The sequence below is a fragment of the Actinoplanes flavus genome (assembly GCF_017592555.1).
Lineage (GTDB): Bacteria > Actinomycetota > Actinomycetes > Mycobacteriales > Micromonosporaceae > Actinoplanes > Actinoplanes flavus.
The window spans coordinates 123764-149963 of record NZ_JAGFNS010000004.1 but is presented as its reverse complement, the minus strand read 5'-3'; the positions used below and the strand labels follow the sequence as shown (position 1 = coordinate 149963).

The following is a 26200-nucleotide window of genomic DNA, read 5'->3' as shown; positions in this document are numbered from 1 at the left end:
TCCTCTCAGCGGCTCGGTGGGAGCACGTCCTTGGCGACGAGCCGGCCGTCGCGGAAGCACAGCCGGTAGACGTCGAACGGGGTGGGCAGGAACCCGGCGGTGGACCGGTAGTACTCGCAGGCGCTGCCGGGCGGTGGCGGCGGGCCGTTCTCGTCGCGGTGCTCGGGCGCCTGCCGTTCGGGGAGCCGGCCGGCCACCTCGTCGCGGCTCGCGCCGACCGCCAGCTCCCGGAACCGCTCCGGCGGCAGGTGGGAGGTGCGGCTGTCGTGGGCGTAGACCGCCATCAGGGTGCCCGCCAGCCCGGCCGTGAGCAGCGCGGGCAGGGCGATTGCGAGCATCAGCCCGCGCCGGGCCCGGCGGCGGGCGGTTTCCGGCCCGGCCGGTGCGACGGGATCCGGACCGGGTTCGAGAACCGGACCGGGCCGTGTCGGCAGCCGGGCGACCACCCGGAAACCGCCGTCCGGTAGTGGTCCGGCACGCAGGACGCCACCCGCGCGGCCGACTCGTTCACCGAGTCCGGTGAGGCCACGGCCACCGTGCGGCGGGCGCTCCGCCGGCGGGCGCGAGGGTGGCTCGTTGTGGACGGTCACCGTCATCTCGTCACCGGTGCGGTCGAGGACCACCCGCACGGGGGCTGCCGGGGCGTGTTTGGTGGCGTTGGTCAGTGCCTCCTGCACCACCCGGTGGGCGGCGCGGTACTGCATGGGCGCCACGTCGCCGATGTCGCCCGCGGCCGTCAGCGTCACCGGCACACCGGAGCCGGCGGCCCGGTCGACCAGGGCCTCGATCTGGTCGCCGGACGGGCGCGGCGGGGTGTCGTCGTCGCGGAGCAGGCCGATGATCTCGCTGAGCCGGTCGGCCGCGGTGGTCACCCCGGCACGGACCTCGGAGGCGGCGGCCCGCTGCTCTCCGGTGAGCGTGCCGTCGAGTTCGAGAGCGCCGGCCCGCAGAGCGACGAGGCTCAGCTCGTGGCCGAGAGAGTCGTGCATGTCCTGGGCGATGCGGGCGCGTTCCTGGAGGCGGGCCTGGTCGGCGACGATCCGCTGTTCGCGTTCCATCTGGGCGGCCCGGTCCCAGCCCGCCTGCACGAGCTCGGCCTGGAGGCGCCGGAACGAGCCGGTCAGCGCCGGGAAGAGGCCGAGAACGGTCACTCCGCCGATCCACACGAGCCAGCCGTAGAGGTTGGGGCCGCGCAGCAGCGGAACCACGGTGCCGAAGGCCAGCACACCGGCGAGCCCGGCCAGCGCGGCCGCGGCCGGCGGCTCGCGGCGGCCGGCCAGGTAGGACAGGATCGCCGCGGCGGGCAGGAGCCGCCAGTCGACGGCGCTGGCGCCCAGCAGACCGAGCGCCGCCGCCCACGGCCGGGACCGGCACAGCGACAGGGCCGCCACGACGGCGAGCAGGCTGAACGGGGTGATCCACACCGGCAGGCCCTCGTTGAGCGGCCCGGCCAGCAGCGGAGCGGCCATCACCGCCGCCAGGGAGATCATCCGGAGCACGGGGCCAGGCTACCGGCGCCGGCCGACCGCCGAATCGGCGGCAGCGGAATGGCCGGAAAACGGATCGGCACGCGATTGTTGCGACGGACCCGGAGAGCCACGTGACGCGCTAACAACATAGCGCCTTGATAAGGCCCCTGCCACTGGCTCATCCGCTGCGACTAGGAAGATCAACGATCTTCGTACGCCTGTGAGCGCTCACATTCAATACCGGAATCTTCACCGAAGCGGTTGACTGACATCGATCGAGGGACGTAGTTTCCTAACCGTTGATTCGCACTTGTTAAGACATCGACACGCGGTCATCGGGGGCCTCATGCGCGTCGTCACCGTCATCTGCATTCTGTTGCTCACCGGCGTTCTCGCCATCTCCTTGATCAGCAAACTGCGCAGCCGCGCCGGTTTCACGGCGTTCGCCGGCGCCGTCGTGGACTTCGGTCTGGCGCCGCGCCACCGGGCCCGTCCGGTCGCCGCCGCGGCCGTGGCAGCCGAGATGATCGTGGTGGCCGCCCTGTTCCGGCCGTCCGGCGCCACCGTGGGCCTGGCCCTGGCGGCGGCGCTGTTCGCCGTCTTCACCGTCGCTCTGGCCACGGCGGTCCGGCGCGGCTCCCGGGCCGGCTGCCACTGCTTCGGGGCGTCCAGCGCCCCGGTGTCGCGCCGCCACGTGCTGCGCGCCGCGCTGCTCTGCGCCGTCGCCACCGGCGCACTCGCCGGTCCCGCCGATCCGCTCACCGGGCTCACCGGCCCGCAGGCACTCGCCGCGGCCGCGGTCGCGGCGATCGGCGTGGCCGCCCTGGCCTGGCTCGACGAGATCGTCTGGCTCTTCCGCGGAGCGACCCCCGTCCGCTGACTCGTCCGGAACCACCGACCACACCGGAGAGACCCATGGCTGTGCTGTCCGTAGCGGTTGCCGTCCTCACCGCGCTCGTCCTGCTCGACCTGGTCCTGACCGGCGCCGTCATCCGGCGGCTGCGGGAGAACGAGCAGAGACTCATCGAGATCACCACCCCACCCGACACCGGGATGCGTCCCGGTGACCCGATGCCCGAGTTCACGTCACCGGACGGCGGGCTGTCCCGCACCGACCTGGCCGGAACACAGGCACTCATCGGATTCTTCTCGGCCGGCTGCCACCACTGCCCCGGCCAGGCCGACCGGCTCGCGGCCCGCGCCGACGACCTGGCCGCCATGGGCATCACCGTGGTCAGCGTCCTGACCGTCGCCGACGGCGACGCCGACGAACTGTCACCGCGGCTGGAAAAGGCCGGACGGCTGATCGTCGAGACCGGCACGAGCGACATGATGGCCGCCTTCCGGGCCGAGTCGACACCGACGTTCCTGCTCTTCGACGACGCCGGCGTCCTGCTGAACCGGGACCACGGCCTGGACGACGTGCTGGGCGGCCAATGAGCGAGCCGGCGAGCGAGATCACCTCAGGGCGGCGCCGGAGCGCAGCGGAAGTGGCGCCGTGAGACGGGCGGGGTTCCTGATCCGCCGGGCTCTCGCCATCCACGTGGGCGCCGCACCCTGGGCCGCCGCGCTCAGCGTCGTCCTCATGGTCGTGGGCGGGCTGACGCCGGTGGCGGTCGCCTGGTTCACCAGGGCGATCATCGAAGGCCTGACCACCCGGGGTACGACCGAGATCGTCACCGGGGTCGCCGGGCTGGGCCTCCTGGGCCTGTTGAGTCCGGTCCTCGCGCACGTGTCGCACTACGTGGAGCGGGAGACCGAACGACGGGTCCTCGTCCGCACCCAGGCCGAGCTGTTCACCGCGGTGTCCGCGCATCCGGGCCTCGCCGAACTCGAGGACAGCGGATACCACGACCGGCTGCGCCTGGCCGGCGAGGCGAGCAGGTACGCCCCGACCCAGCTCAGCACCATGTTCCTCGGGGTCGGCCAGGAACTGATCACGATCGGTACGTTCGCCGCCACTCTGATGGTCTGGTCGGGTCCGGTGGCGGCGCTCGTGTTCCTGGCCGCCGCACCCACGCTCGTCGCTCAGATCCGGCTGGCCCGGCTGCGCGGCGCGATGCTGGAACGCACCGCGCCGCTGTTCCGGCGACAGGCCTTCTACGCCGGGCTGTTGCTCGACATGCGCGCGGCCAAGGAGATCCGGCTGTTCGGGCTCGGCGGGTTCCTGCGCGGCCGGATGATGCGTGAGCTGCACGCCGCCCAGGATCAGGAGCGACGGCAGGACCGGATCGCCTTGCGGGTGGACGGTTCCCTGGCCGCGCTGACCGGGGTGGTGTCGCTGATCGCGCTGGCCGTTTTCGTACGCCAGGTGCTGAACGGCCACGGCACGGTCGGCGACCTGGTCGTGGTGATCGCGGCGCTCGCCGCCGTACAGATGTCGGTCTCGGGTCTCGTCCAGCAGCTCGCGATGGCCGGCGAGACGATGATCATGTTCGGTCACTACGTGGACGTCACCGCCGCCGGCCGGGCGCCCGCCGTACCGCTGCCGGAGGCGCCGCCGCTACGCCGCGGGCTGGAGTTCGACGACGTCTGGTTCCGCTACTCCCCCGACCACGACTGGGTGCTGCGCGGCGTCACGTTCACCATCCCGTACGGCGCCTCACTCGCGGTCGTCGGCGAGAACGGGGCGGGCAAGTCCACTCTCGTCAAGCTGATCTGCGGCTTCCACCCGCCGACGCGGGGCGTGATCCGCTGGGACGGCGCCGACATCACCGGCCTGGACCCGGTCTCGTTGCGGGCCCGGATCTCGGCGACGTTCCAGGACTTCATGTCCTACGAGCTGTCCGCCCACGACAACATCGCCGTCGGGGACGTGACCGCCGCCGACGACCCGGAACGCATCGTGACCGCGGCCCGTACCGCCGGAGTGGACGACGCCCTGCGTGCCCTCCCCCGCGGCTACGACACCGTACTGACCAGGGCGTTCACCGACGAAGCCGACCCGTCCGCCGGTGTCGTGCTGTCCGGCGGGCAGTGGCAGCGGATGGCCCTGGCCCGCGCCTGCCTGCGTGACGGCGCGGATCTGCTGATCCTGGACGAACCGTCGTCCGGGCTGGACGTGGCGGCCGAACACGAGATCCACCGGCGGCTGTCCGCACTGCGGCGCGGCCGTGCCGGTCTGCTCATCTCGCACCGGCTCAACACGGTCCGGGACGCCGACCTGATCATGGTCCTGCACGACGGAACGATCCTGGAACAGGGCGACCACGCCGCGCTGATGGCGGCGAACGGCCGCTACGCGGAGCTGTTCCGGTTGCAGGCGTCCGGCTACGACGTCCTCGTCACCGGGACGACGCCATGACCGCGATGGTCCGGGTGTCGCTGCTCGGCCCCCTCGAGGTGACCGTGGCGGGCATCCCCATGGCGGTCGGCGGTCCCGGCCGGCGGGCGCTGCTGGCCGCCCTGAGCCTCGGCCTCGGCACCACCCTCAGCGTGCCCGAACTGCTCGAAGCCATCTGGGACGACCGGCCGCCGATGACCGCCACCACCAAACTGCAAGGCCACATCTGCGCGCTCCGCCAGGAACTCGCCAGGCTCGGCGCCGCCGACGCGATCCAGACCAAACCTCCGGGGTACGTGTTGTGCAAGCACCGGGTCGCCACCGACCTCGCCGAACACGACGAACTGCTGCGGCGAGCCCGGGACGCCCCGCCGCCGGACCGTGCCGACGCGCTACGGGCAGCGCTGCGGATGTGGCGAGGCTCGTCGGCATGCGCGGATCTGCGGTCGTCCTGGGCGGCCGCGGTCACCCACGCGCTCGACGAACGCCGCTGGCGGGCCATGGAGGACCTCGCCGAGGCGGAACTGGCGCTCGGCGACCCGGCCGCCGTCATCGACGCCATGGAACCGCTGGTCCGGCAGGCCCCGTACCGGGAACGGGCCTGGGAGCACCTGATGGCGGCGCATGTGGAGCGCGGTGACATGGCGGCGGCACTGGCCGTTCACGAGCGGCTCAGCCGTACCCTCGCCGTCGGTCTCGGGGTCGCTCCCGGCCGCCGGATCACGCATCTCATCGACGCCGTCCGCAGCCGATAGCGCACCGTTAGCGGCTCGTTAGCGGCCGTTGTCAGGCTCGGCTCGCGCCGACGAAACGTCGGGCTCATCGAGAAGGGAACGACTCGCATGACCAGGACCATCGCCCGCCTGGGCGACAAGATGCTGAGCGCCGTGCTGCCGAAGGCGAAGGCGTCCGCGTGCACGAACTGCACGCTCGCCTACGTCGGCTGCGGCGGGCCCGTATGCACCTACTACTACAACCGGATCGTCAGCGGCTCGCCCCGCTGTTACGCCTCCCAGCAGCGCAGCTGCTCCGGGCCGTACTACAGCTCGCGCGCCGGCTGCTGCTGACACCCCGCGGTGGCCGGCCCCGCCGGACCGGCCACCGCCCCGACATCGAAGGGACCGGCCACGAATGGTGGGTGGCGTTCTGGCCATACTCGCGGCCGCCGGCCTGCTCGCGCTGGCACGGCGACGGCTCCTGCTCATCGACGTCGTCGGCGACAGCATGTCGCCGTCCTTCAACCCCGGAGACCGCCTTCTGGTACGCCGTACCCACCGGCTCCGGCGCGGTGACGTGGTGATCGCCCACCACCCCGACGGCGACCGCCGCAACGGCACGTACGTGACGACGTGGCTGGTGAAGCGGCTGGCCGCGCTTCCCGGTGATCCGGCGCCGGAGTCCGTGGCACAGGCCGGGCGCACCGTGCCACCCGGGATGGGCGTGCTGCTCGGCGACCATCCGGAGAGCATCGACTCGCGCGTCTGGGGTTTCGTCCCGCTGACCGACGTGGCCGGTGTCGTGATGCGACGACTGCGTTCGGTCCGGTGACCCGGATACCATCGCGTCACACCGCACCGACTCCCGAGGGGCCGCCGGTTGGCCGCATCCCACCGTCTCGCTCGTGCCCGGGCGCTGACCGACCGGGCCGAGAAGCTGGCCCGGCCCGTCGCCAGGCGATGGCGGGAACCCCACCGCCTGGTGACGGTGACCGGCGCCTGGGCCCGGATGGGCGATCCGAGACGCGCCGCAGCCGCCGCGAAGGCGGTCGCCGCGCAAGCCAGGGCGGACGATCCCTTCCACCACATAGATCTCGCCACGGCGTACGCCTGGATCGGCTCCCTGGACCGGGTGAGACGTCACTTGAACAGTGCCCGCGAACTGATTCCCGCCATCGAGGCCGACGGCATCGCCATGATCGCGCAGGGTGCGCTCGCCCCGGTCCTCACGTACCTCGGCGACCTCGGCCCCGCGGAGGAGATCGCCCGGTCCCTCCCCGATCCGTCGGAGCAGATCAACACGCTGCTGCGGCTCGCTCGGTGCGCCCAGCCCGATCACCCGCCCAGCGTGGTCGAACCGCACGATGCCGCCCGTCTCACCGGCGAGGCCGCCCGGCTCGCCCGCGACACCCCTTCGCTGAACGGCCCGGCCCGCGTCCGGATGTGTATCGTGCACGCCCTCCTGCTCCAGGGCCGCGTGGCGGAGGCCCGGGAACTGGCCGAGGAGATCGCGCTGCTTCTGCTCGACGTCGACGGCAGCGACCACGCGTACGCGGCCGAGATGTTCAGCAGGTTCCCCGACGTGGAACGGACTTTGGAACTGGCCGGGCGGGCCGAACCCCTGGTCGCCGCGGAAACCGAGTTCCTCACCCGCGTTCACGCCCAGGCGGCGCTGGTGACGGCGTACACCCGGGCCGGCGACGAGGACCGGGCCCGGCGCCTGCTTTCCTCGATCGACGACCTGTTCTACCGAAAGTGCGCAGCGATCGGCCTCGCCGAGGCGCTGGCCGATGGCGGCGACTTCGGGGCGGCCGAGCGGATCCTGTCCACGATCGGCAATCCAGATTCGGACAACCTGGGCCGGGAGATCCAGGCGGACGGATACCTGCGGATCGTCGACCGTCTCCTGTCCCCCGGCCCGGCGGCACACGAGGACACACCGGCGCCGATGCGGCGCATCGCGATTTTCGGCTGCGGCGGCGCCGGCAAGAGTCACCTCGCCCGGCGGCTCGCCGTCCGGCTCGGCTTTCCCGCCACCCACCTGGACGACCACTATTACGACGACGGCTGGAACCCGGCGCCCGCGGACGAGTTCGCCGCGACGCAGCGCGACCTGGTGGGCGCCGACCGGTGGATCATCGACGGCAACTACGCCTCGACGCTACCGATCCGCCTGGCCCGCGCCGACACCGTCATCCTTCTGGACCTGCCCGCACACACCTGCCTGTGGGGCATCGCCCGGCGCCGCGGCCGCCACCGGATCACCCTGCCCTTCCTCTGGTACGTGATCCGCTACCGCCGCACGATGCGTCCCCGCGTCGAGGCCCTCATCGCCGAACACGCCGGGCACGCCCGCTACCTGCGCTTCACCAGCCACCGCCAGGTCAACCGCTTCCTCGCCGCCCGGTGACCACACATCCCACGGTCACCGCGATCACGCCACCGGGGTCAGGTGGGATTCCCGCGAAAGGTGACCGGAGTGTGGCGGTCGCGGTAGTGGACCACCTCGAACGGCCACGACTCGCGCAGCCAGGCACCCACGATGCCGGTCAGGGGCCCGTCCAGGTGGGCGTGGGTGGCGGACACCCAGGACGTCGCCCGGACCTCGCCGGCCACCGCCGTGGGCTTGAAGTAGACGCAACCGACCACGTCGCCGGTGGCGGCTTCGATGACCGAGTACGCGAAGTCCACCCGGCGGGCCGACCGGTCGGCGTGGCTCTCCAGGTCGGCCAGATTCTCGGCGAGCGTCATCCCGGCCGCGGGCGGCCAGCCACGGTCGAACCCGGGGGTCGACCGGATGTGGTCGATGCTCGACGTCCAGGCGGCGTGGTCCGCCTCGTTGTGGCGGGGGCCGAGCAGTTCCAGCCGCAGGCCGCCGGCACTGAACGAGTCCGGGATCGGGAAGTCGCCGTCAACCAGCATGGCCGGAGCCTAGACCGCCCTCGCGGGCAGGGTCACGGCCACGGCCCCTCGCACACCGATCTTGGATGGTTTCACCACCGCTGTCGGTGGCACGCGTTCACTTTCGTAGGTCCGGTGGGCGCGGAGCGCGCGGCCCTCCCCCTGACCGCGACAGATCTTCAGAGCGCCGGCACCAGGTGCTCCAGACGGCGTACGGCCCGGAGGGCCTCGGACCGTGCTCCGGCCTGTTTGAGCCAGCGCGGTAGGTGCGAGATCACCGACTTGGCGGGGGCGTCGCGCCGTTCCCGGAGCCCGGCACGCAGGTAATCCTTGAGGTAGGCGAGGTGGACGGCGTTGAACGCCCACAGGGTGTGGCCCGCACACGGCGCCTGCAACCGCAGCGGCAAGCCGAAGCAGCTGTCCACGACGGCGTCCGGGACGGTCACCGGGTGCAGGTCGTAGCCGGTCTCCCCGGTCGTCCCGCAGGTGGCGCAGTGCACGGTGACGGTCCGGTAGCCGGGCGCCGTCTCCTCCCGCCGCCACAACCGGACCGGGCTGCCGCAGGTGCCGCAGTGCCCGCGTACGCAGACCCGTACCGGTCCGGCCCAGCCCGATGGCAGTGGGCGACGGCAGCTCCCGCACTCGCACCCGGCCCGCCGGTCCTGGCGGCGGGCGAAGCCGCAACCGCCGCAGGTCACCGAGGCGGGCTCCCACCAGCGCGCGTCCCGGTCCCAGTCCCGCCGGACGGTCGCGGTGGCCGGGCAGCGCGGGCACCGGACGAGGAACTCCCCGGCGAACGAGGGCAGCCATCGCCCGCTGTCGACGAAACGGCTTTGCGGCACCGCGTGAGTGTAGGTAAGGCAGGCTGGCGACATGGAACCCGACACCACGATTCTGGCCCTGTTCCACGACGCGGCCGGCAGTGTTCCGGCGTATCGACGGTTTCTGGCCGAGCACGGCGTCGACCCGGAGGGGGTCCGCGAGCCCGGCCAGATCCCATTGATGACCAAGGACGGCTACCACCTGCGGTTCCCGCTGCCGGAACGGTGCCGGGGCGGACGGCTGGAGGCGGCCGTGATGGTGGCGCTGTCGTCCGGCTCGTCGGGGCGGGCGACGGTGTGGCCGCGCTCGGTACGTGACGAGGAGCCGGTGATCGCCCGGTTCGCGCAGGTGTTCCGGGACGGGTTCGGCGCGGACCGGCGCAGCACCCTGGCGGTGGTGTGCTTCGCGCTCGGCAACTGGGTTGGCGGGATGTACACGGTCGCCGCCTGCCGGCAGCTGTCGGCCGCGGGGTTTCCGGTCACGGTGGCCGCACCGGGCAACGACATCGACGAGATCCTGCGGGTGGTCGGTGAGTTGGGCGGGCACTTCGAGCAGGTGGTCTTGCTGGGCTATCCGCCGTTCGTGAAGAACGTGGTGGATGCCGGACTGGCCCGGGGCGTGAACTGGCCGGAGTACGACGTGAAGCTGGTGCTGGCCGGTGAGGTGTTCAGCGAGCAGTGGCGGGATCTGGTCGCCGCCCGGGCCGGGATCACCGACCCGGTGTCCGGGGTGGCGTCGCTGTACGGGACGGCCGACGCCGGTGTGCTCGGCAACGAGACACCGTTGAGCGTACGGATCAGGCGGTTTCTCGCCGACCGCCCGGAGGTCGCCACGAAGCTGTTCGGTGACTCCCGGCTGCCGGCACTGGTCCAGTACGACCCGGCGGCCCGCCGGTTCGAGACCGCGCCGGACGGGACGCTCGCGTTCAGCGCCGACGGCATGGTCCCGCTGGTCAGATACCACATCGCGGACGAGGGCGGGCTGCTCTCGCACCCGGAGATGGTCGCGCTCTGCCGGGAGCACGGCTTCGATCCGGGTGACGGCCCGGACCTGCCGTTCGTGTACGTGTTCGGCCGTTCCCTGTTCACCGTGTCGTTCTTCGGCGCCAACGTCTACCCGGAGAACGTCACCGTGGGCCTGGAACGGCCGGGGGTCAGCGACTGGACGACCGGCCGTTTCGTGCTGCGCACCCTCGAGGACGCCGACCACGACCGCTATCTGTCGGTGGTGGTGGAACTCGCCACGGGCGCCGAGCCGTCCGCGGAGCGGAGCCGCCTGGCCGCCGCATCGATCCGCACCGAACTGCTGCGCCTGAACAGCGAGTTCGCCAACTACGTCCCGCCGGCCTACCAGACACCCCGGATCGAGTTGCGCCCCGCCGACGACCCGGAGTTCTTCCCGCGCGGCGTGAAACACCGCTACACGCGCCGCTAGCGTTGCGCCTCGTAGTGGTCCTTCATCGACGGGTAGTAGTCGTCGAAGGGCGGGAGCGGGGCGCCGTCCCGGGACGCCACCAACAGGTCCAGGTAGTACTCCCAGCCGGGGCCGACCTCGCCGACGTTCTCCGTACCGGAAAGGTGTTGGGTGAAACGCAACTCGGTGACGCCGTCCGCCTCGGTGAGCACCATGTCGAGATGCCAGCTGCCGTAGTCGTCGACGGCGGAGAGCGCCAGCCGGCGGGGCGGCTCGCACGCGTCGATGGTCATGTCCATCCACGGCTGCCCCTCCTCCTGGACCATCTGGACCTGGATGGTGTTGCCGGGCGCGGCGTCGCCCTTCCAGGGGCCGAACCATCGGGCTGTCCGGTCGGGCTCGGTCAGGCTCGCCCAGACGTCCGCGACGGGCGCACGGAAGCTGCGGGTCAGAATCAGGTCACCGCCCAGGATCCGGCCAGTGGGTGTCGGGGTCATGCGCTCTTCTCCTCGCAAACGGAATCGGAATCGGATACGGGCTTGGAAACAGAAACGGAAACGGGATCCGGAACGGGAACGGGATCTGGAACGGGCACGTCACGCCGTTCCCGGCGGGTCCGGTACACCTCGGTCTCCAGGGCGTCGAGGTGGTGCCGCCATCCAGCCGGGCGCCGCAGCGTCTCCACCCACCCGGCGAGCTCGTCGAGCGGCCCGGTGACCAGCTCGTAGACCCGGCGCCGCCCGTCGGCGGTGTCCCGGACGAGCCCGGCCTCCCGCAGCACGCGCAGATGCCGGCTGACCGCGGGCCGGCTGATCGAGAACCGCTCCGCGACCTGCCCGGCCGTCATCGGCTCATCGCGCAGCATCAGCAGGATCTCGCGCCGCACCGGGTCGGCGATCGCGCCCGCCACCTCGTCCACCCAGGAAGCGTAACCGACAGGTTACGCGTTCGGAAGGATGTATGCTGCTCGGCGAACCATCGAAACATCCCTCGTCGATGGCCCGCGTGCGCCGACAAGCACGTACCAAATGATCTTTGATTCTCGGAGCGTCTCCGCCCTCCTCCGGTGAAGGCCGCGATCCGCACCCGGACCCCTGGCGAGATCCGGTCGGCCCGCCGTCCCCGCCGCCACCGATGCTGGGGGCATCTCGTCGCGGCGGCCCTCTGGCCGATGCACGGCGCCAACCTCGGCACCCTCCTGCGCACCTGTGACGCGGTCGGCGCGTGCCTCGCGGTGCCGCCGTTCCGCTGGGTCGACGAAGCTCTCGCCCGGGGCAACACGCTGCGCCAACCCGCCTGCGTGCACCGCGTCGGCGACCCGCTGCGCTGGCTCGCCGAGGAACGCCGGGCGGGCGCGAACGTCATCGGGGTGGAACTCGCCGACGAGGCGGTCCGGCTCGCCGATCTGCCGGCCGCCCGGCGACGGACCGTCATGGTGCTGGGGCACGAGGCCACCGGGATCCCGCCGGAGGCGCTCGACCTGCTCGACGGCGCCGTGGAGATCCCCATGGTCGGCACCGGGATGAGCCTCAACGTCGCGGTGGCCGGCTCGCTGGTGCTGTACCGGCTGGCGGGGCTGCTGTGACGGTAGGATTCGCCATGCTCAAGCCGACCCTGATCGTCATCCGCGGCAACTCGGGATCCGGGAAGACGACCACGGCCCGTGAGGTGCGCCGCCGCTACGGCCGCGGCGCCGCTCTGGTCGAACAGGACTATCTGCGCCGTGTCCTGCTGCGTGAGCACGGCAGTAATCGCCATGATCCGGTCGCGCCCGCGTTCATCGACGCGACCGTGCGGTCGGCGCTCGGCCTCGGCTATCACGTGGTGTTGGAGGGCATTCTGGACTCCGGCGGCTACGCCACGGTGCTGCGCCGGCTGATCGCCGACCATCCCGGTCCGGCGAGCGTCTTCTACTTCGACGTGTCGTTCGAGGAGACGGTACGCCGGCACGCCGGTCGCGCCGAGCCGATCCCGGTCACCGCCGACATGATGCGCGACTGGTACGCCGACCGGGATCTGCTCGGTGTCGAGGACGAGCACGTCATCACCGAGTCGACCGGCTTCGACGCGGCGGTGGAGACCATCCTGCACGTCAGCGGCCTCGCGGCGGCGGCCGCCCTGACCCCGTGCCCGACCCGCTGCCACCGCTGCGCCGCGAAGCGAGGTGACGGCGCGACCCTCTCCCGAGGGACGATAATGGACTAAATGGACAAAGTGACCCTAGAGTTCCCAGGCATCGCGGCGGGTTCGGATCCGTCGCCCTGAGAGAAGGGAACCGTGTCATGAAGAAGACCACTGTGAAGCGCCCGTACGAGGCTCCCAAGGTGACCGTCCTCGGCGGCTTCCGCACCGAGACCGGGCTCCTCGGCCGGAGCGGCAACGACCGGCTGATCCTGAGCAAGAACTGAGCTTCTCGACACCGCACCGCATTCATGTCTGTCGTGACTGACATGCTGCGCCACGGCGAGCCGTACTTCGTGGTCCTCCCCGACCACGAGGCCGGCCTCGCCGTGGCCCGGCGCTTGGACGGGCCGCACACCCGTATCGTCCGGCACGCGTCCGGGCGGCCCTGGATCGTCGGGCGCTGGTCCGACGATGAACTCACCGTGGCGCAGGCGGGCTCCGCCGGGATCGCCCTGCTCGGCTGCTGCCCGATCGACCCGAAGACGCTGGCCCGCCGGGCCGGCCGGTTGCGGGACGTCGTGGAACTCGACGCGTTCGCCGCCTCGCTGACCGGAAGCTTCCACCTGGTGGCCACCGCGGCCGGACGGGTCCGCTTCCAGGGCAGCGTCTCGAATCTGCGGATCGCCCACCACGCCCAGGTCGACGGCGTCCAGGTCGGCTGCGACCGGGCCGACGTGCTGGCCGCCCTCACCGGCGCGGCGATCGACGAGCGGCAGGTCGCGGTACGGCTGCTCTGGCCGGCGCCGCATCCGCTGCTGGACACGCCCCTGTGGCGCGGCGTGCACGGCGTTCCCGCCGGACGTTACGCGATCCTGGAGAGCGGCGGCCGACCCGTACACATCGCACGCTGGTGGACACCTCCGGAGCCCGTCCGGTCGCTGGCCGAGGGCGCTCCCCTGGTCCGCGACGCCCTCGCCGACGCGGTGCGCGCGCGAACGGCGGCCGGCGGGACGATCAGCAGCGACCTGTCCGGGGGGCTGGACTCGACGGCGGTGTGTTTCCTCGCCTCGACCGGTGACAGCCGCGTGCTGGCGAGCACGTGGCCCGGGCTGGACCCCACCGACGACGACCTGCCGTGGGCGCGGCGGGCCGCCGCCCGGATGCCCGGTGTGGAGCACCTGGTGTGGCGGGCCGAGGACTCGCCGCTGGTCTACGAGGGACTGCTCGACATCGACGATCCGTTGGACGAGCCGACCATCGGCATGCTGGACCGGGCCCGGGCGCTGAGTCACGTACCGAACCTGACCGCCGCGGGCAGCCGGCTGCATCTGACCGGGATCGGCGGTGACCACCTCACCTGGTGCTCGGAGGGCTACTATCACCGGTTGCTGCGCCGCCGGCCGGTAGCGGCGATCCGGCAACTGAGGGGCTTCCGGGCCCTGTTCACCTGGCCGCTGCGCCCGATGCTGGGCGCTCTCGCCGACACCAGAAGCTACCGGCGCTGGTTCGCCGGCGCCGCCGGTGACCTGCGGCAGCCGTTGCCGGAACCGGTACGGGGCACACTCGGCTGGACCTCGCCACCACGCCTGTTCCCGTGGGTGACCGATCACGCCGCCGAACTGGTGGTGGAGGCGATGCGGGCGGCAGCGGAATCGGTGGAGCCGCTGAGCGATGACCGCGGCATGCACGCCGACATCGAACAGATCCTGGTCACCGGCCGGATCCTGCGGCAGTGGGAGCAGATGAGCCGGCGGGCCGGTCTGCCCATGGCCTCGCCGTTCCTCGACGATCGTGTGATCAGCGCGTGCCTTTCGGTGAACCCACTGGAGCGGGTCACCCCGTGGCGCTACAAACCGCTGCTCGTGGAGGCCATGCGGGGCATCGTCCCGGACGAGTGCCTGGCCCGGACCAGCAAGGCTCAGGCCGCCCGGGACGCCGCCCTGGGCCTGCGCCGCAACCGGGCCGACCTGATCGCCTTGTGGGATCAGTCACGCCTGGCGGAGATGGGCCTGGTCGACCGCGACCGGCTCGTCGACCTGACCGAACGGCCGGACGATCCGAGCCTGCGCCACGCGGTCCTCTACTCGACCATCGGCTGCGAAGTGTGGCTGCGCGGGCTCGACACCATGGAGAGGAGTTCCGGCGATGTCGCCACGGCTGCACCCTGATCTGACGACGGCCGACACCGAGTACGGCACCGTCCTGCTGGACCAGCGGGACGGGCGGTACTGGCAGCTCAACCCCAGCGCCGCCCTGATCATGCGGGTGCTGACCGAGGGCGGTGACCGCGACCGCGCCGCCGACACGCTGCTCGACGCGTTCGACGTCGACCGGGACCGGGCGCTGCACGACGTCGACGCGGTGCTCACCGAACTCACCGCGGCCGGTCTGGTGGTCCCGTGACCACGCCCGCCGCACTGGTACGCCCCACACCGCCGGGCACCGTCGGCCGGCGGTTGGTGGCCCGTGTCGTCGTACTCCTGGCCCGTGCCCTGGCGATGGCGCCACCCAAGCGCATCCGCGCGGTGCTGACGGTGCTGCGCCGCGGAGCCCGGCCGTCCGGGTACGCGGAGGCGAAGGCCGCCCGGGACATGGTCCTGGCGGTCAGCCTGCGATGCCTGGGGCCGCAGGGATGCCTGCCGCGTTCGCTGGCCACCGTGATTCTCTGCCGCCTCGCCGGACACTGGCCGGCGTGGTGCGTCGGGGTCGGGATGGCGCCGCCGTTCAGCGCGCACAGTTGGGTGGAGGCCGACGGGCGGATGGTGGACGAGCCCTTACCGGACGGATACCTGGCCAAACTGATCACGGTTCCGGCCTCCGGTGACCGCTGACCGGGCGCGCCCGGCCGGTGGCCGGCTGGGTCTCCTCGACCCGCTCCGGGGGCACCACCGCCGTATCGCCCTGGCCGTGGCGCTGACCCTGACGGGTTCCGGGCTCGGTCTCGCTCAGCCGCTGCTGGTCCGGCATCTCGTCGAGGCCGCCGGCGCCGGGCGGCCGCTCACCGTCGTGGTGCTGCTGCTGGCGGCGCTGTTCGCGGCGCAGGCGCTGGTCCAGGCCGTCGCCGGATTCGTGCTGGCCCGGGCCGGCGAGGAGATCGTTCTCGGGATCCGGCTCAACCTGGTGCACCGCCTGCTGCGCCTCACCATGCCGGTCCACGACCGCTACCGGGTCGGCGATCTGATCTCGCGGGCCGGAACCGACAGCTTCGCGCTGCGCCGCCTCGTCGCCGACGGTTGTACGGACGCGGTCGCCGGCGTGATCGGGCTGGGCGGGGCGGTGGCCGTGCTGATCTGGCTCGACCCGCTCCTGTTCCTCGTGGTGGCGGTGCTCGTGGCGGCCGGTCTGTGCACGCTGGCGCCGATGACGCGCGGCATGCGGCGGGCCTCGCTCGGTGGCCAGCAGGCCACCGGTGAGATGGCCGGCGACCTGGACCGGGCGCTGTCGTCGCTCCGGACGGTCCGGGCCAGCCGTGCCGAGCAGCGGGAGACCGAACGCATCGGGGCGCAGGCGCGTACCGCCTATGCGCACGGTGTCCGTACGGCCCGGCTGGGCGCCGCCGTGGGGGTGGCGAGCCACCTGGCGGTGGACGGCTCCTTCCTCGTGGTGTTGTTGGTCGGCGGGGTGCGTGTCACCACCGGGGCGAGCTCACTGCCCGACCTGGTGGCGTTCCTGCTCTACATCACCTACCTGGCCGTACCGATCAGTTCGGTCTTCCAGGCGATCAGCGCGATCCAGGAGAGCCGTGGCGCGCTGGAGCGCGTCAACGAGATTTTGGACCTGCCGGGCGAGAGCGACGAGCCGGCGCCGCTCGCCCGCCGGCCGGCCGAGGCGGCGCCGTCGGCGGCGGCTCTGGAATTCCGTGACGTCTGGTTCGGGTACGACCCGCGGCAGCCGGTTCTGCGGGGTCTCACGCTGCGGGTGCCGGAGCGGGGGCACATCGCGCTGGTCGGCGGCTCCGGCGCGGGCAAGTCGACGATCTTCGCCCTGGCCGAACGGTTCTACGACCCGGACAGCGGCCAGATCCTGCTCGGCGGCACGGACGTCCGGGCGATGCGCCGGTCCGAGTGCCGGGCCCGGATCGGCCTGGTCGAACAGCACTCGCCGATCTTCCACGGCACCCTGCGGGAGAACCTCACCTATGGCGCGCCCGCCGCGAGCCCCGCGGAGATCGCGCGGGTCGTCGAGCTGACGAACCTCGACGATCTGGTCCGGCGTCTGCCCGACGGCCTGGACAGCCCGCTCGGCGAGCGTGGGATCCGGCTGTCCGGTGGCCAGCGCCAGCGGATCGCCGTGGCCCGGGCGCTGCTGGCCCGTCCGGTCCTGCTGCTGCTGGACGAACCCACCGCCCACCTGGATCCGGTCAACGAGGCCGCGCTGTGCCGGGCCATCGAGCAGGTCGCCCGGGACTGTGCCCTGCTGGTGGCCGCGCACCGCTTCTCGACCGTCCGGGACGCCGACCAGATCGTGGTGCTGGAGGGCGGCCGGGTCGTCGCGGTGGGCGATCACGAGGATCTCCTGGTCCGCAGCCCGTACTACCGGCGGCTCGCGTCGGAGTGGACGGTCGAGGCACAACCCCGCGCGTTGGGTGTCTGACCTGCGATCATCCATCGATGGATGCGATGCTGGACCGCCCACTGACCGAGGCGGAGATCGAGGCTCTGCGGCACTGGCCGCGCTACGCCCACACCAGCCGGACGGAGGTCGACACCGGTGTCCTGGTGCCGCTGCTCGGCGAGCTCCTCGACGGCCTTCCCTGGTGGGACCGCTCGTGGCGAGTGACCAGCGCGGGGCACGCCGACCCGGTGGACATGACCCGGATCGACGTGGTGCCGGATCCGGTGGAGGTGGCCGTTCCGGGCACCGTGGGCCGGGCCGGCGGGGAGGAGCTGCCGCTGTCCGCCCGGATCCGGATCCACGGCGACCGGCTGGTCCGTTTCGAGGCCAAGGTGGGTGATCTGGTCATCGGGCCCGGCCGGGAGCCGGCCGGGAAGCCGGAGCGGCACCGCTTCGGCGTGGTGCTCACCGCGCTGATGAAATCGCACGGCATCTCCCGGCCGGAGATGGCGAGGCGGTGCGGGCTGGCCCAGTCGACGATCGCCGCGGCGATGGGCGGCCGGCGCCCGCACGAGCGTGTGATCACGTTGGTCGCGGCCCAGGTGGGGATGACCGCGGAGGACCTGACCGCCCTGGCCGATTGACAGCTTTCTATCGAAAGGATCACTATTGGGAGCGCTCCCAACCCCGTCGCTCCCCCGGAGACCCCCGTGCGCAGATCCCTGTTGTGGAAGGCACTGGCGAGCACCGTCCTGCTCGCCGGCGTCACCACCGCGCCATCCGGCGCCCACGCCACCGCCCTCGCCACCACCACCCGCGTCGACGTCGACGTCCGGGCCGGCCTCGCCGAAGTCGCCGATCAGGCCATCGGCGTCAATCACGCCATCTGGGACTCGCAACTCGGCACCCCGGCCGTCGCCGACCTGCTCAACGACGCCGGGGTCCGGATGCTGCGCTACCCGGGCGGCTCGTACGCCGACATCTACCACTGGGAGAACCACACCGCGCCCGGCGGTTACGTGGCGCCCAACACCGATTTCGACACGTTCATGGCCGGCGCCCAGCGCACCGGGGCCGAGCCGATGATCATCGCGAACTACGGCACCGGGACCGCCGAGGAGGCGGCCGGCTGGGTCCGGTACGCGAACGTGGAGAAGGACTACGACGTCACCTACTGGACCATCGGCAACGAGAACTACGGCAACGGCCACTACGGCGCCGACTGGGAGGCCGACGACCACGCCGACAAGAGCCCCAAGGAGTACGCGGCGACCGTCATCGCGTACGCCGAGGCCATGAAGGCCGTCGACCCGAGCATCCGGATCGGCGCCGTGCTGACCATGCCGGGCAACTGGCCGGACGCCATCGTCGGCGCCGGTGACCAGGGCTCCTGGAACCAGGAGGTGCTCACCCGCGCCGGCCACGTGATCGACTTCGTGGACGTGCACTGGTACCCCGGCGGCGGCACCCCGGCCGAGACGCTCACCAAGACCGCGCAGATCCAGGACGCCGTCTGGACGCTGCGGCAGCAGATCGAGCGGTACGCCGCCGCGAACGCGAGCCGCATCAGGATCAGCATGACCGAGACCAACGTCGAGGTCGGCCGCAACACCCAGCCGGGCGCGCTGTTCCTGGCCGACGCCTACAGCGGCCTGCTGGCCCAGGGCGTCTTCACGGTCCAGTGGTGGAACGTCCACAACGGCCTCGGCACCGTCTCCACGGTCGCCGGGCAGACCGACTACGGCGACTACGGGCTGCTGTCCAGCGGCAACTGCACGGCCGACAACACGGTCTGCCAGCCGCCGCTGAACACGCCGTTCGCGCCGTACCACGCGCTGTCGATGGTCGGCGACTTCGCCCGGCCGGGCGACCGGTTCATCGCCGCGGGCTCCGGCGACGCGCTGGTCAGCACCCATGCGGTACGCCGGGCGAACGGCGACGTGGCGGTCCTGATGATCAACAAGGACCCGGACGCCGAACGGACCGTGTCACTGAACTACCACGGCTTCACGGCCGCGGCGGGGACGCCGACGGTGTCCACCTACACCAACGGCGCCGGCGCGGTGACCACGGCGCCGGCGGGTACGGCCGCGTCGCAGACGCTTCCCCCGTACTCGATAACGCTCTTGACCGTGAAGTCGGCCGGCACCGTGACGGGCGCGCCGAAGGCGCCGGCCCAGCCGACCGCGACGGTGACCGACCGCTCGGCGACGATTTCCTGGCAGCCGACCGGATCCGGCCTCAAGTACGAGGTGTACCGGCAGAACGGCGGCGCCGCCGAACTGCTCGGCGAGACCACCGGCACCTCGCTCACCGCGACCAATCTGGAGCCGGGCCGCCGGTACACGGTCAACGTCGTGGCTCGTGACGGTTCCGGGCGGGCATCGGCCGGCTCGCCACCGCTGACCTTCACCACCGGCACCCCGGCGACGGCGGCGTGCACCGTGAAGTTCCGCGACGTCAACGACTGGGGCAACGGCTACGTGGGCCAGGTCGACATCACCAACAACACGGCCGCCACGGTCAACGGCTGGACGCTGACGTTCACCTGGCCGACCACGTGGCAGAGCGTGAGCAGCGGCTGGAACGCCACCTGGACCTCCAGCGGCCGCACGGTCCGGGTGACCAGCGACGGCACGCTGGCCGCCGGGGCGTCGACCGGCGCCGGATTCGTCGGCAACTACAGCGGCCCGAACGTGCTGCCGACCGTCTTCACCCTCAACGGCAACGTCTGCACCAGCGTGTGACGGTTGCTCCCCGGTCCGGGCATCGCCCGGACCGGGCGACGGCCGTCACATTAGCCCTGTTTTCCTCATTTGTCCTCAGCGGCGCCGATAGGTTTTTCGACGAACCCGATCGTGGAAGAGAAAGCCGAATCGTGCTCCGCTCGCTCACCACCGCCCTTGATCCGATCACTCTCGTCGTCACCGGTCTCGTGCTCTGTGCGCTGGTCGTGACCCTCCTGCGCCGCACCGTCCGGCCCGTCGTGGAGGAGGCCTGCCGCACCACTCTCGACCGGATGCGGCCGCACCTGCCCGCCGGGCTGTTCCGGCTGGCCGCCCGCGTCGAGCCGGCCACCATCCGCTCGATTCTGGTCACCACCCTGGCCGCCGGGATCGCCTGGAACGCCGCCGACATGCTGCACCTGGTCGGCCCGGTCACCGCCGCGATCATCGCGACCCTGTCGGTGCAGATGAGCTCGCACGCGTCGCTGCGTGCGGGCGCCCAGCGCCTGGTCGGCACGGTCGCCGGCATCGCGCTCTCGGTCGCCGCGTGGGGCGCGTTCGGCCTCAACGCGTGGTCGATCGCGGTGATCGCCGGTCTCGGCCTGGCCGTGGGCCGGGTGCTGCGCCTCGGCGACGCCTCGGTGCTCGTGCCGCTCACCTCGCTGGGCATCATGGTCGGCGGCACTGCCGTCACCGAGGCGTTCGTGTGGGAGCGCGTCGCCGCCACCGCCCTCGGCATCGTGGTCGGCGTGATCCTGTCACCGCTGGTCGGCGGGCTGACCCCGCTGGAGCGCGCCCGCGTCAAGACCACCCAGCTGTCGACCGAGATCGCCCGGCTGCTGCGCCGGCTCGGCGACGGCGTCCAGGACGGGTACGACCGCGAGCAGGCCGAGCAGTGGCTGGCCCGCTCCCGGGAACTGGACGAGGACCTCGAGGACGCGATCGCCGCCGTGGAGGAGCTGACCAAGCAGGCCCGTTGGTCGCTGACCACCCCGGTCGCCACGGTCACCCCGCTGAACGAGCGGGTCCGCGCCCTGGAGCACGGGGTGCACCAGGTCAACTCGGTGGCCCGGTCGATGTTCGACGCGGCCGCCACCTCGCACACCCCGGCCGTGCCGAAGCGCCTCGGCCAGGTGCTGATCGCCGTCTCGGAGGCCTTCGAGGCCCACGCCTCCGACGCCGGCAAGCTGGAGCAGGTGCTGGGCGACCTGCGCGAGACCCGTCAGCGGACGCTGCGGCAGGTGCGCACCGAGATCGAGGACACCGGCGTGCTGGTGCTCACCGGTTCGATCATGACCGACATCGAACGGATGGCCGGCGGCCTGGAGCGGTCCGCCCCGGCGCTCGCGGTCGGCGTCCGCGAGCCCGGCCCGGCCGTTCCGGCGGTCTCCGAGGTGCTGCCCGCGGTCCGGATGATCTGGGAGAAGACGGTCACGACGAGGGCAGACCGCTAGGTCTCGATGTACGTGTCAAGGCGTAGTGTCCCTGTCGGGCGAAGGTCGGAAACACGTACGGAAGGACTCTTTCACGATGGCTGACTTGCGCGAGGCGATCGACCAGGGGCGCACCGCCCTCGGCATCGAGCTGGGATCGACCCGCATCAAGGCGGTGCTGACCGGCCCGGACCACACGGCGATCGCGGTCGGCAGCCACGACTGGGAGAACCAGTTCGTCGACCGGACCTGGACCTACTCCCTCGAGGCGGTGTGGGAGGGGCTGCGGGGCTGCTTCGCCGCCCTGGCTCGGGACGTGCGCGCCAAGCACGGCACCGAGCTGCGCACCGTGGGCGCCCTCGGCGTGTCCGCGATGATGCACGGCTACCTGGCCTTCGACGGCGACGGCGAGCTGCTCACCCCGTTCCGCACCTGGCGCAACACCAACACCGGTGACGCGTCCGAGGCGCTCAGCGAGCTGTTCGGCTACAACATCCCGCACCGCTGGAGCATCGCCCACCTCTACCAGGCGGTCCTGAACGGCGAGGAGCACCTCGGCCGGCTCGCGCACCTCACCACCCTCGCCGGGTACGTGCACTGGAAGCTCAGCGGCCGCCAGGTGCTCGGGGTCGGCGACGCGAGCGGCATGTTCCCGATCGACATCGCCACCGGCGGCTACGACGCCCGGATGCTCGGCCAGTTCGACGAGCTGGCCGCCGGCCGGGTGCCGCTGAAGCTGGCCGAGCTGCTGCCGGCCGTGCTGCCCGCGGGCGAGGCGGCCGGCACGCTGACCGAGGAGGGCGCACGACTGCTCGACCCGTCCGGCACGCTCCAGCCGGGCGCCGCCCTGTGCCCGCCGGAGGGTGACGCGGGCACCGGCATGGTGGCCACCAACTCGGTGGCCCGCCGTACCGGCAACATCAGCGCGGGCACCAGCATCTTCGCCATGATCGTGCTGGACGGCGAGCTGAGCCGCCGGCACCCGGAGATCGACCTGGTCACCACCCCGGCCGGCGACCTGGTGGCGATGGTGCACTGCAACAACGGCGCCAGTGAGCTGAACGCGTGGGCCGGGCTGTTCGCCGAGTTCGCCACCGCGCTCGGGGCGAAGGCGGACAGCAACGCGGTCTTCGAGACCCTGTTCACGGCGGCGCTGGACGGCGCCCCGGACGGCGGCGGCCTGATGGCGTTCAACTATCTGTCCGGTGAGCCGATCACCAAGCTGCACGAGGGGCGGCCGCTGTTCCTGCGGGAACCGGGCAGCAGCCTGAATCTGGCCACCTTCATGCGGACCCAGCTGTACTCGGCCCTGGCCACCCTGCGCATCGGCATGGACGTGCTCCAGAAGGCCGAATCGGTGCGGCTGGACCGGATGTTCGCGCACGGCGGCCTGTTCAAGACCGAGGGCGTGGCGCAGCGGCTGCTCGCGGCCGCCATCGACACCCCGGTGTCGGTCGGCGACGCGGCCTCCGAGGGCGGCGCCTGGGGCATCGCGGTGCTGGCCGCCTTCCGCACCGCCCGCACGCCCGGCCAGAGCCTCGACGCCTTCCTGACCGACGTCGTCTTCGCCGGCGCCCGGCTGGACACCGCCGAACCTGTTCAGGCCGACGTCGACGGGTTCAACGCCTTCATGCGGCGGTACGTCGCCGCGCTCCCGGTCGAGGAGGCGGCGGCCCGTCACAGCTGACGGTTGAGACGGGCGGCCTGGCGGGTCAGGTGGTCGTGTTCGGCCAGGTTCGGCGCCTGGGCGGCGGCCTCCGCGTACAGCCGGGCCGCCCGTTTCCGATCGCCGTCACGTTCGAGCAGGTAGGCGGCGACCGCGGCGTACCGGGGAAGGGCTCGGTCCAAGGCTGACAGGGCCGCCAGGCCCGCCCGGGCGCCGTCCGCCTCGCCCACCGCGACGGCCCGGTTCAGCCGCACCACCGGGCTGTCGGTGAGGGTGAGCAGTTCGTCGTACCACTCCACGATCTGCACCCAGTCGGTCTCCGCCGCCGTCGGCGCGTCGGCGTGCAGGGCCGCTATCGCGGCCTGCGCCTGGAACTCGCCAAGGCGGTCGCGCGCCAGCGCCTCCTGCAGGATCATCACGCCTTCGGCGATCAGCGCGGTGTCCCAGCGCGTGCGGTCCTGCTCGGCCAACGGCACGAGAAGACCGTCGGCATCGGTACGGGCGGCGCGCCGAGCGTGGTGCAGCAGCATCAACGCGAGCAGCCCGTACACCTCGGGGTGATCGATGGCGGCGGCGACCTGCCGGGTGAGCCGGATCGCCTCGGCCGCCAGGTCGACGTCGCCGGTGTAGCCCTCGTTGAACACCAGGTAGAGCACCCGCAGCACGGTCGCCACGTCACCGGGCTGGTCGAAACGCACGCGGGAGACCGTCTTCTTGGCGCGGCTGATCCGCTGCGCCATGGTGGCCTCCGGCACCAGGTACGCCTCGGCGATCTGCCGGGTCGTCAGTCCACCGACGGCCCGCAGCGTCAGCGCCACCGCGGATGCCGGGGTCAGCGACGGATGCGCGCACAGGAAGTACAGCTGGAGCGTGTCGTCGACCGAGGTCGCGGGGCCGGGCGGCGGCTCCTGATCGGCGGCCTCCTCCCGGCGGCGGCGGGCCGTCTCGGAGCGGGCCGCGTCGAGGAACCGCCGCCACGCCACCGTGACGAGCCAGCCCTTCGGGTCGCGCGGCGGGTCGTCCGGCCACACCCGCAGCGCCTCGACCAGCGCGTCCTGGACGGCGTCCTCGGCCGCCGCGAAGTCGGCTCCGCGGCGGACGAGGATCCCGAGCACGCCCGGGGTGAGGCTCCGCAGATCCTCCGGCGTCATTCGGTGATGGTGGGCAGCTCGGCGAAGCAGGGGCGCAGTTCCAGCCACTCGTGGATCGGTTTGCCGTCCTTGCCCGGGGCGGCCGACAGTTCGCCGGCCAGTTCGACGGCCCGCTCGTGGCTGTCCACGTCGATGATCATCCAGCCGGCGATCAGGTCCTTGGTCTCGGCGAACGGGCCGTCGGTGACCGGCGGGCGGCCCTCCCCGTCGTACCGCACCCAGGAGCCCTCGGGCAGGAGCGCCTGCTCGCCGACGAACTCGCCGGTCTGCACCAGCCGGCTCGCGAAGTCGCCCATGTACTTGATGTGTGCCGAGATCTCCTCCGGCGTCCACTTCTCCATGGGCACGTCGTTGACCGCCGCCGGGGCGCCGCGGTAGTGCTTGAGCAGCAGGTACTTGGCCATGATGGGCATCTCCTCGGTGCTGTTGCGACCCATTGTGGTCGGCGTTCGGACCGGGGACGGAGCCGGTCACCGGTTCTCGACATCACCGTCCAGGATTTTTATGACGCCGGCCGGGCAGAGGGTGGCAGCGTCCCGGGCGGCGGGTTCGTCGGCGGCCGACGGGATCTCCGCCAGCAGGATCACGACGCCGTCCTCGTCGCGTTGGTCGAACACGTGCGGCGCGGTGAAAGCGCATTGACCAGCGCCGATGCACTTGTCTTCGTCGACGGTGACCTTCATGGCTCCTCCGGTGATCGTTTTCAACCGTTTGCTACCGGGTCATCCCGTGCGTACGGTACCAAGTAATCAGGCGTTTACCTCAGGGAGAGGGTGCAGATGCTCGACTACCCGTTCACGCCACCGACAGCCGTGGACCCGCCCGACGAATGGCGGGAACTGCGCGCCACCTGCCCGGTCGCACCGGTCCGCACGGCCGCCGGCACCGAGGCGCTGCTGCTCACCCGGTACGACGACGTGCGCGCCACCATCACCGACCGCCGCTTCGTGCGCAACACGCCGGCCGGCAACAACGCCGTCGGCACCCAGGCCGCGTTCATGGCCGGCGAGGAACAGCACCTGCGCTGGCGCCGCCTGCTCAGCCGTTCGTTCACCGCCAAGCGGATGACCGCGCTGGAGCCCGGCATCGCCCGGATCGCCCACGACCTCATCGACGAGATGGCCAAACAGGGCCCACCCGCCGACCTGCGGACCGCCCTCGGGTTCCCGCTGCCCGTCTACGTGATCTGCGACCTGCTCGGCGTGCCCGCCGCCGACCGTGAGCGATTCGCCCGCTGGTCCGACCACTTCCTCAACATCACCCGGTTCACCGCCGAGGAGACCCGGCGCTCCGGCCTGGAGATGTGGGAGTACATGCGGGCCCACGTCGAGGCCAAACGCTCCGAGCCCGGCGACGACCTGCTGTCCGAGCTGGTCACCGTCGTCGACGCGGAGGACGGCCGCCTCACCGAGCAGGAGCTGGTCTTCACCGGTCAGGCGCTGCTCGTCGCCGGCCACGAGACCACCGCCAACATGATCGGCAAGATGGCCGCCATGCTGCTGGCCCGGCGGGAACGCTGGGAACGCCTGCTGGCCGAGCCCGGCCTGGTGCCGAGCGCCGTCGAGGAGGTGCTGCGCTTCGACGCCAACCTCGGATTCGGCATGCACCGCCTGGTCACCAAACGCACCGAGATCGCCGGAACGGTCGTCGAGGCCGGCACCACCGTGCTGTCCTCGACGCCGTCGGCCAACCGGGACGAACGCGTCTTCGACCACGCCGACGAGATGGACCTGGCCCGCTCCCCCAACTCGCACCTCACGTTCGGCGCCGGCCCGCACTCCTGCCTCGGTCAGTCGCTGGCCCGGGTCGAACTGCGCACCGTGCTGACCGTCCTGCTGGACCGGCTGCCCGGACTGGAGCTGGCGGTGCCGGTCGACGAGCTGCGCCGCCGTCAGGGCCTGCTGGTCGGCGGCCTCGAGGAGGTGCCGGTCCGCTGGTAGAA

At 71.9% G+C, this 26200-nt stretch carries 28 protein-coding genes; 20 read left to right on the top strand and 8 right to left on the bottom strand.

What is annotated here, in order from left to right; genetic code table 11:
• Positions 1-5: 5 nt before the first annotated feature.
• Positions 6-1490: a sensor histidine kinase gene (locus tag J5X75_RS07895; protein ID WP_238487560.1), complete on the bottom strand. Its 1485-nt coding sequence runs from the start codon at positions 1488-1490 to the stop codon at positions 6-8.
• Between the two features lie 325 nt (positions 1491-1815).
• Between J5X75_RS07895 and J5X75_RS07890 the strand changes: the two genes are divergently transcribed.
• The 7 genes from J5X75_RS07890 to J5X75_RS44035 all read left to right on the top strand — a co-directional run bounded on the left by J5X75_RS07890 (position 1816) and on the right by J5X75_RS44035 (position 7878).
• Entirely contained in the window at positions 1816-2349 is a 534-nt protein-coding gene (locus tag J5X75_RS07890; RefSeq protein ID WP_208466649.1) for a MauE/DoxX family redox-associated membrane protein, read from the top strand.
• A 35-nt stretch (positions 2350-2384) separates the two neighbouring features.
• Entirely contained in the window at positions 2385-2909 is a 525-nt protein-coding gene (locus J5X75_RS07885; protein WP_208466648.1) for a thioredoxin domain-containing protein, read from the top strand.
• 58 nt (positions 2910-2967) lie between these two features.
• A complete protein-coding gene (locus J5X75_RS45890; RefSeq protein WP_208466647.1) occupies positions 2968-4773 on the top strand; it encodes an ABC transporter ATP-binding protein in 1806 nt (601 codons plus the stop codon).
• Complete coding sequence (locus tag J5X75_RS07875) at positions 4770-5507, top strand: AfsR/SARP family transcriptional regulator (protein WP_208466646.1); 738 nt, start codon at positions 4770-4772, stop codon at positions 5505-5507. The genes J5X75_RS45890 and J5X75_RS07875 overlap by 4 nt, the downstream gene beginning before the upstream one ends.
• 87 nt (positions 5508-5594) lie before the next feature.
• Positions 5595-5819 carry a hypothetical protein gene (locus tag J5X75_RS07870; protein WP_208466645.1) on the top strand — a complete coding sequence of 75 codons (225 nt, stop codon included), beginning with the start codon at positions 5595-5597 and terminating at the stop codon, positions 5817-5819.
• A gap of 64 nt (positions 5820-5883) precedes the next feature.
• Entirely contained in the window at positions 5884-6300 is a 417-nt protein-coding gene (locus J5X75_RS07865; protein ID WP_208466644.1) for a S26 family signal peptidase, read from the top strand.
• Positions 6301-6348: 48 nt separating this feature from the next.
• Entirely contained in the window at positions 6349-7878 is a 1530-nt protein-coding gene (locus J5X75_RS44035) for a P-loop NTPase family protein (protein WP_238487518.1), read from the top strand.
• Positions 7879-7916: 38 nt separating this feature from the next.
• On the opposite strand, the gene J5X75_RS07855 is transcribed toward J5X75_RS44035, so the two are convergent.
• Together J5X75_RS07855 and J5X75_RS07850 are read right to left on the bottom strand one after the other, a co-directional pair.
• The gene (locus J5X75_RS07855) at positions 7917-8390 is read right to left on the bottom strand and encodes an N-acetyltransferase (RefSeq protein ID WP_208466643.1); all 474 of its coding nucleotides are present in this window, start codon (positions 8388-8390) and stop codon (positions 7917-7919) included.
• 158 nt (positions 8391-8548) lie between these two features.
• A complete protein-coding gene (locus J5X75_RS07850; protein WP_208466642.1) occupies positions 8549-9211 on the bottom strand; it encodes a hypothetical protein in 663 nt (220 codons plus the stop codon).
• A 31-nt stretch (positions 9212-9242) separates the two neighbouring features.
• Here J5X75_RS07850 and J5X75_RS07845 point away from each other — a divergent pair, with 31 nt between their 5' ends.
• Complete coding sequence (locus J5X75_RS07845) at positions 9243-10625, top strand: phenylacetate--CoA ligase family protein (protein WP_208466641.1); 1383 nt, start codon at positions 9243-9245, stop codon at positions 10623-10625.
• On the opposite strand, the gene J5X75_RS07840 is transcribed toward J5X75_RS07845, so the two are convergent.
• Both J5X75_RS07840 and J5X75_RS44030 read right to left on the bottom strand, forming a co-directional pair.
• On the bottom strand, positions 10622-11101 hold the full coding sequence (locus J5X75_RS07840) for an SRPBCC family protein (protein WP_208466640.1): 480 nt from the start codon (positions 11099-11101) through the stop codon (positions 10622-10624). The genes J5X75_RS07845 and J5X75_RS07840 overlap by 4 nt on opposite strands.
• Positions 11098-11523, bottom strand: a complete 426-nt coding sequence (locus tag J5X75_RS44030) for a metalloregulator ArsR/SmtB family transcription factor (protein WP_208466639.1) — start codon at positions 11521-11523, stop codon at positions 11098-11100. Before J5X75_RS44030 ends, J5X75_RS07840 begins: the two co-directional genes overlap by 4 nt.
• A gap of 147 nt (positions 11524-11670) precedes the next feature.
• Here J5X75_RS44030 and J5X75_RS07830 point away from each other — a divergent pair, with 147 nt between their 5' ends.
• The 11 genes from J5X75_RS07830 (at position 11671) to J5X75_RS07785 (ending at position 23128) form a co-directional block, all read left to right on the top strand.
• Positions 11671-12189: a TrmH family RNA methyltransferase gene (locus tag J5X75_RS07830; protein WP_307797972.1), complete on the top strand. Its 519-nt coding sequence runs from the start codon at positions 11671-11673 to the stop codon at positions 12187-12189.
• 14 nt (positions 12190-12203) lie between these two features.
• Complete coding sequence (locus J5X75_RS07825) at positions 12204-12809, top strand: AAA family ATPase (RefSeq protein ID WP_208466638.1); 606 nt, start codon at positions 12204-12206, stop codon at positions 12807-12809.
• A gap of 77 nt (positions 12810-12886) precedes the next feature.
• Positions 12887-13012, top strand: coding sequence for a keywimysin-related RiPP (locus J5X75_RS44025; RefSeq protein ID WP_238487517.1), 126 nt, complete (start codon positions 12887-12889; stop codon positions 13010-13012).
• Between the two features lie 42 nt (positions 13013-13054).
• Positions 13055-14896: an asparagine synthase-related protein gene (locus J5X75_RS07820; protein WP_274383469.1), complete on the top strand. Its 1842-nt coding sequence runs from the start codon at positions 13055-13057 to the stop codon at positions 14894-14896.
• The gene (locus J5X75_RS07815) at positions 14874-15131 is read left to right on the top strand and encodes a lasso peptide biosynthesis PqqD family chaperone (RefSeq protein ID WP_208466636.1); all 258 of its coding nucleotides are present in this window, start codon (positions 14874-14876) and stop codon (positions 15129-15131) included. The genes J5X75_RS07820 and J5X75_RS07815 overlap by 23 nt, the downstream gene beginning before the upstream one ends.
• Positions 15128-15559, top strand: a complete 432-nt coding sequence (locus tag J5X75_RS07810) for a lasso peptide biosynthesis B2 protein (protein ID WP_208466635.1) — start codon at positions 15128-15130, stop codon at positions 15557-15559. Before J5X75_RS07815 ends, J5X75_RS07810 begins: the two co-directional genes overlap by 4 nt.
• A complete protein-coding gene (locus J5X75_RS07805; protein ID WP_208466634.1) occupies positions 15549-17321 on the top strand; it encodes an ABC transporter ATP-binding protein in 1773 nt (590 codons plus the stop codon). The genes J5X75_RS07810 and J5X75_RS07805 overlap by 11 nt, the downstream gene beginning before the upstream one ends.
• A gap of 17 nt (positions 17322-17338) precedes the next feature.
• The gene (locus J5X75_RS07800; protein ID WP_208466633.1) at positions 17339-17926 is read left to right on the top strand and encodes a helix-turn-helix domain-containing protein; all 588 of its coding nucleotides are present in this window, start codon (positions 17339-17341) and stop codon (positions 17924-17926) included.
• Between the two features lie 66 nt (positions 17927-17992).
• A complete protein-coding gene (locus tag J5X75_RS07795) occupies positions 17993-20029 on the top strand; it encodes a cellulose binding domain-containing protein (protein ID WP_208466632.1) in 2037 nt (678 codons plus the stop codon).
• 131 nt (positions 20030-20160) lie between these two features.
• Positions 20161-21462 (top strand): FUSC family protein, encoded by a 1302-nt coding sequence (locus J5X75_RS07790; protein WP_208466631.1) that lies wholly within the window; start codon positions 20161-20163, stop codon positions 21460-21462.
• 76 nt (positions 21463-21538) lie between these two features.
• Positions 21539-23128, top strand: coding sequence for a xylulokinase (locus J5X75_RS07785; RefSeq protein ID WP_208466630.1), 1590 nt, complete (start codon positions 21539-21541; stop codon positions 23126-23128).
• Here the strand turns inward: J5X75_RS07785 and J5X75_RS07780 are convergent.
• The 3 genes from J5X75_RS07780 to J5X75_RS07770 all read right to left on the bottom strand — a co-directional run bounded on the left by J5X75_RS07780 (position 23119) and on the right by J5X75_RS07770 (position 24965).
• Positions 23119-24258: an RNA polymerase sigma factor gene (locus J5X75_RS07780; RefSeq protein WP_208466629.1), complete on the bottom strand. Its 1140-nt coding sequence runs from the start codon at positions 24256-24258 to the stop codon at positions 23119-23121. The two genes, J5X75_RS07785 and J5X75_RS07780, sit on opposite strands and share 10 nt — an antisense overlap.
• The gene (locus J5X75_RS07775; protein ID WP_208466628.1) at positions 24255-24662 is read right to left on the bottom strand and encodes a YciI family protein; all 408 of its coding nucleotides are present in this window, start codon (positions 24660-24662) and stop codon (positions 24255-24257) included. Before J5X75_RS07775 ends, J5X75_RS07780 begins: the two co-directional genes overlap by 4 nt.
• A 66-nt stretch (positions 24663-24728) precedes the next feature.
• Complete coding sequence (locus J5X75_RS07770; protein ID WP_372441862.1) at positions 24729-24965, bottom strand: ferredoxin; 237 nt, start codon at positions 24963-24965, stop codon at positions 24729-24731.
• Between the two features lie 72 nt (positions 24966-25037).
• On the opposite strand from J5X75_RS07770, the gene J5X75_RS07765 reads away from it, so the two are divergent.
• Complete coding sequence (locus J5X75_RS07765) at positions 25038-26198, top strand: cytochrome P450 (protein ID WP_208466627.1); 1161 nt, start codon at positions 25038-25040, stop codon at positions 26196-26198.
• Positions 26199-26200 lie beyond the last annotated feature (2 nt).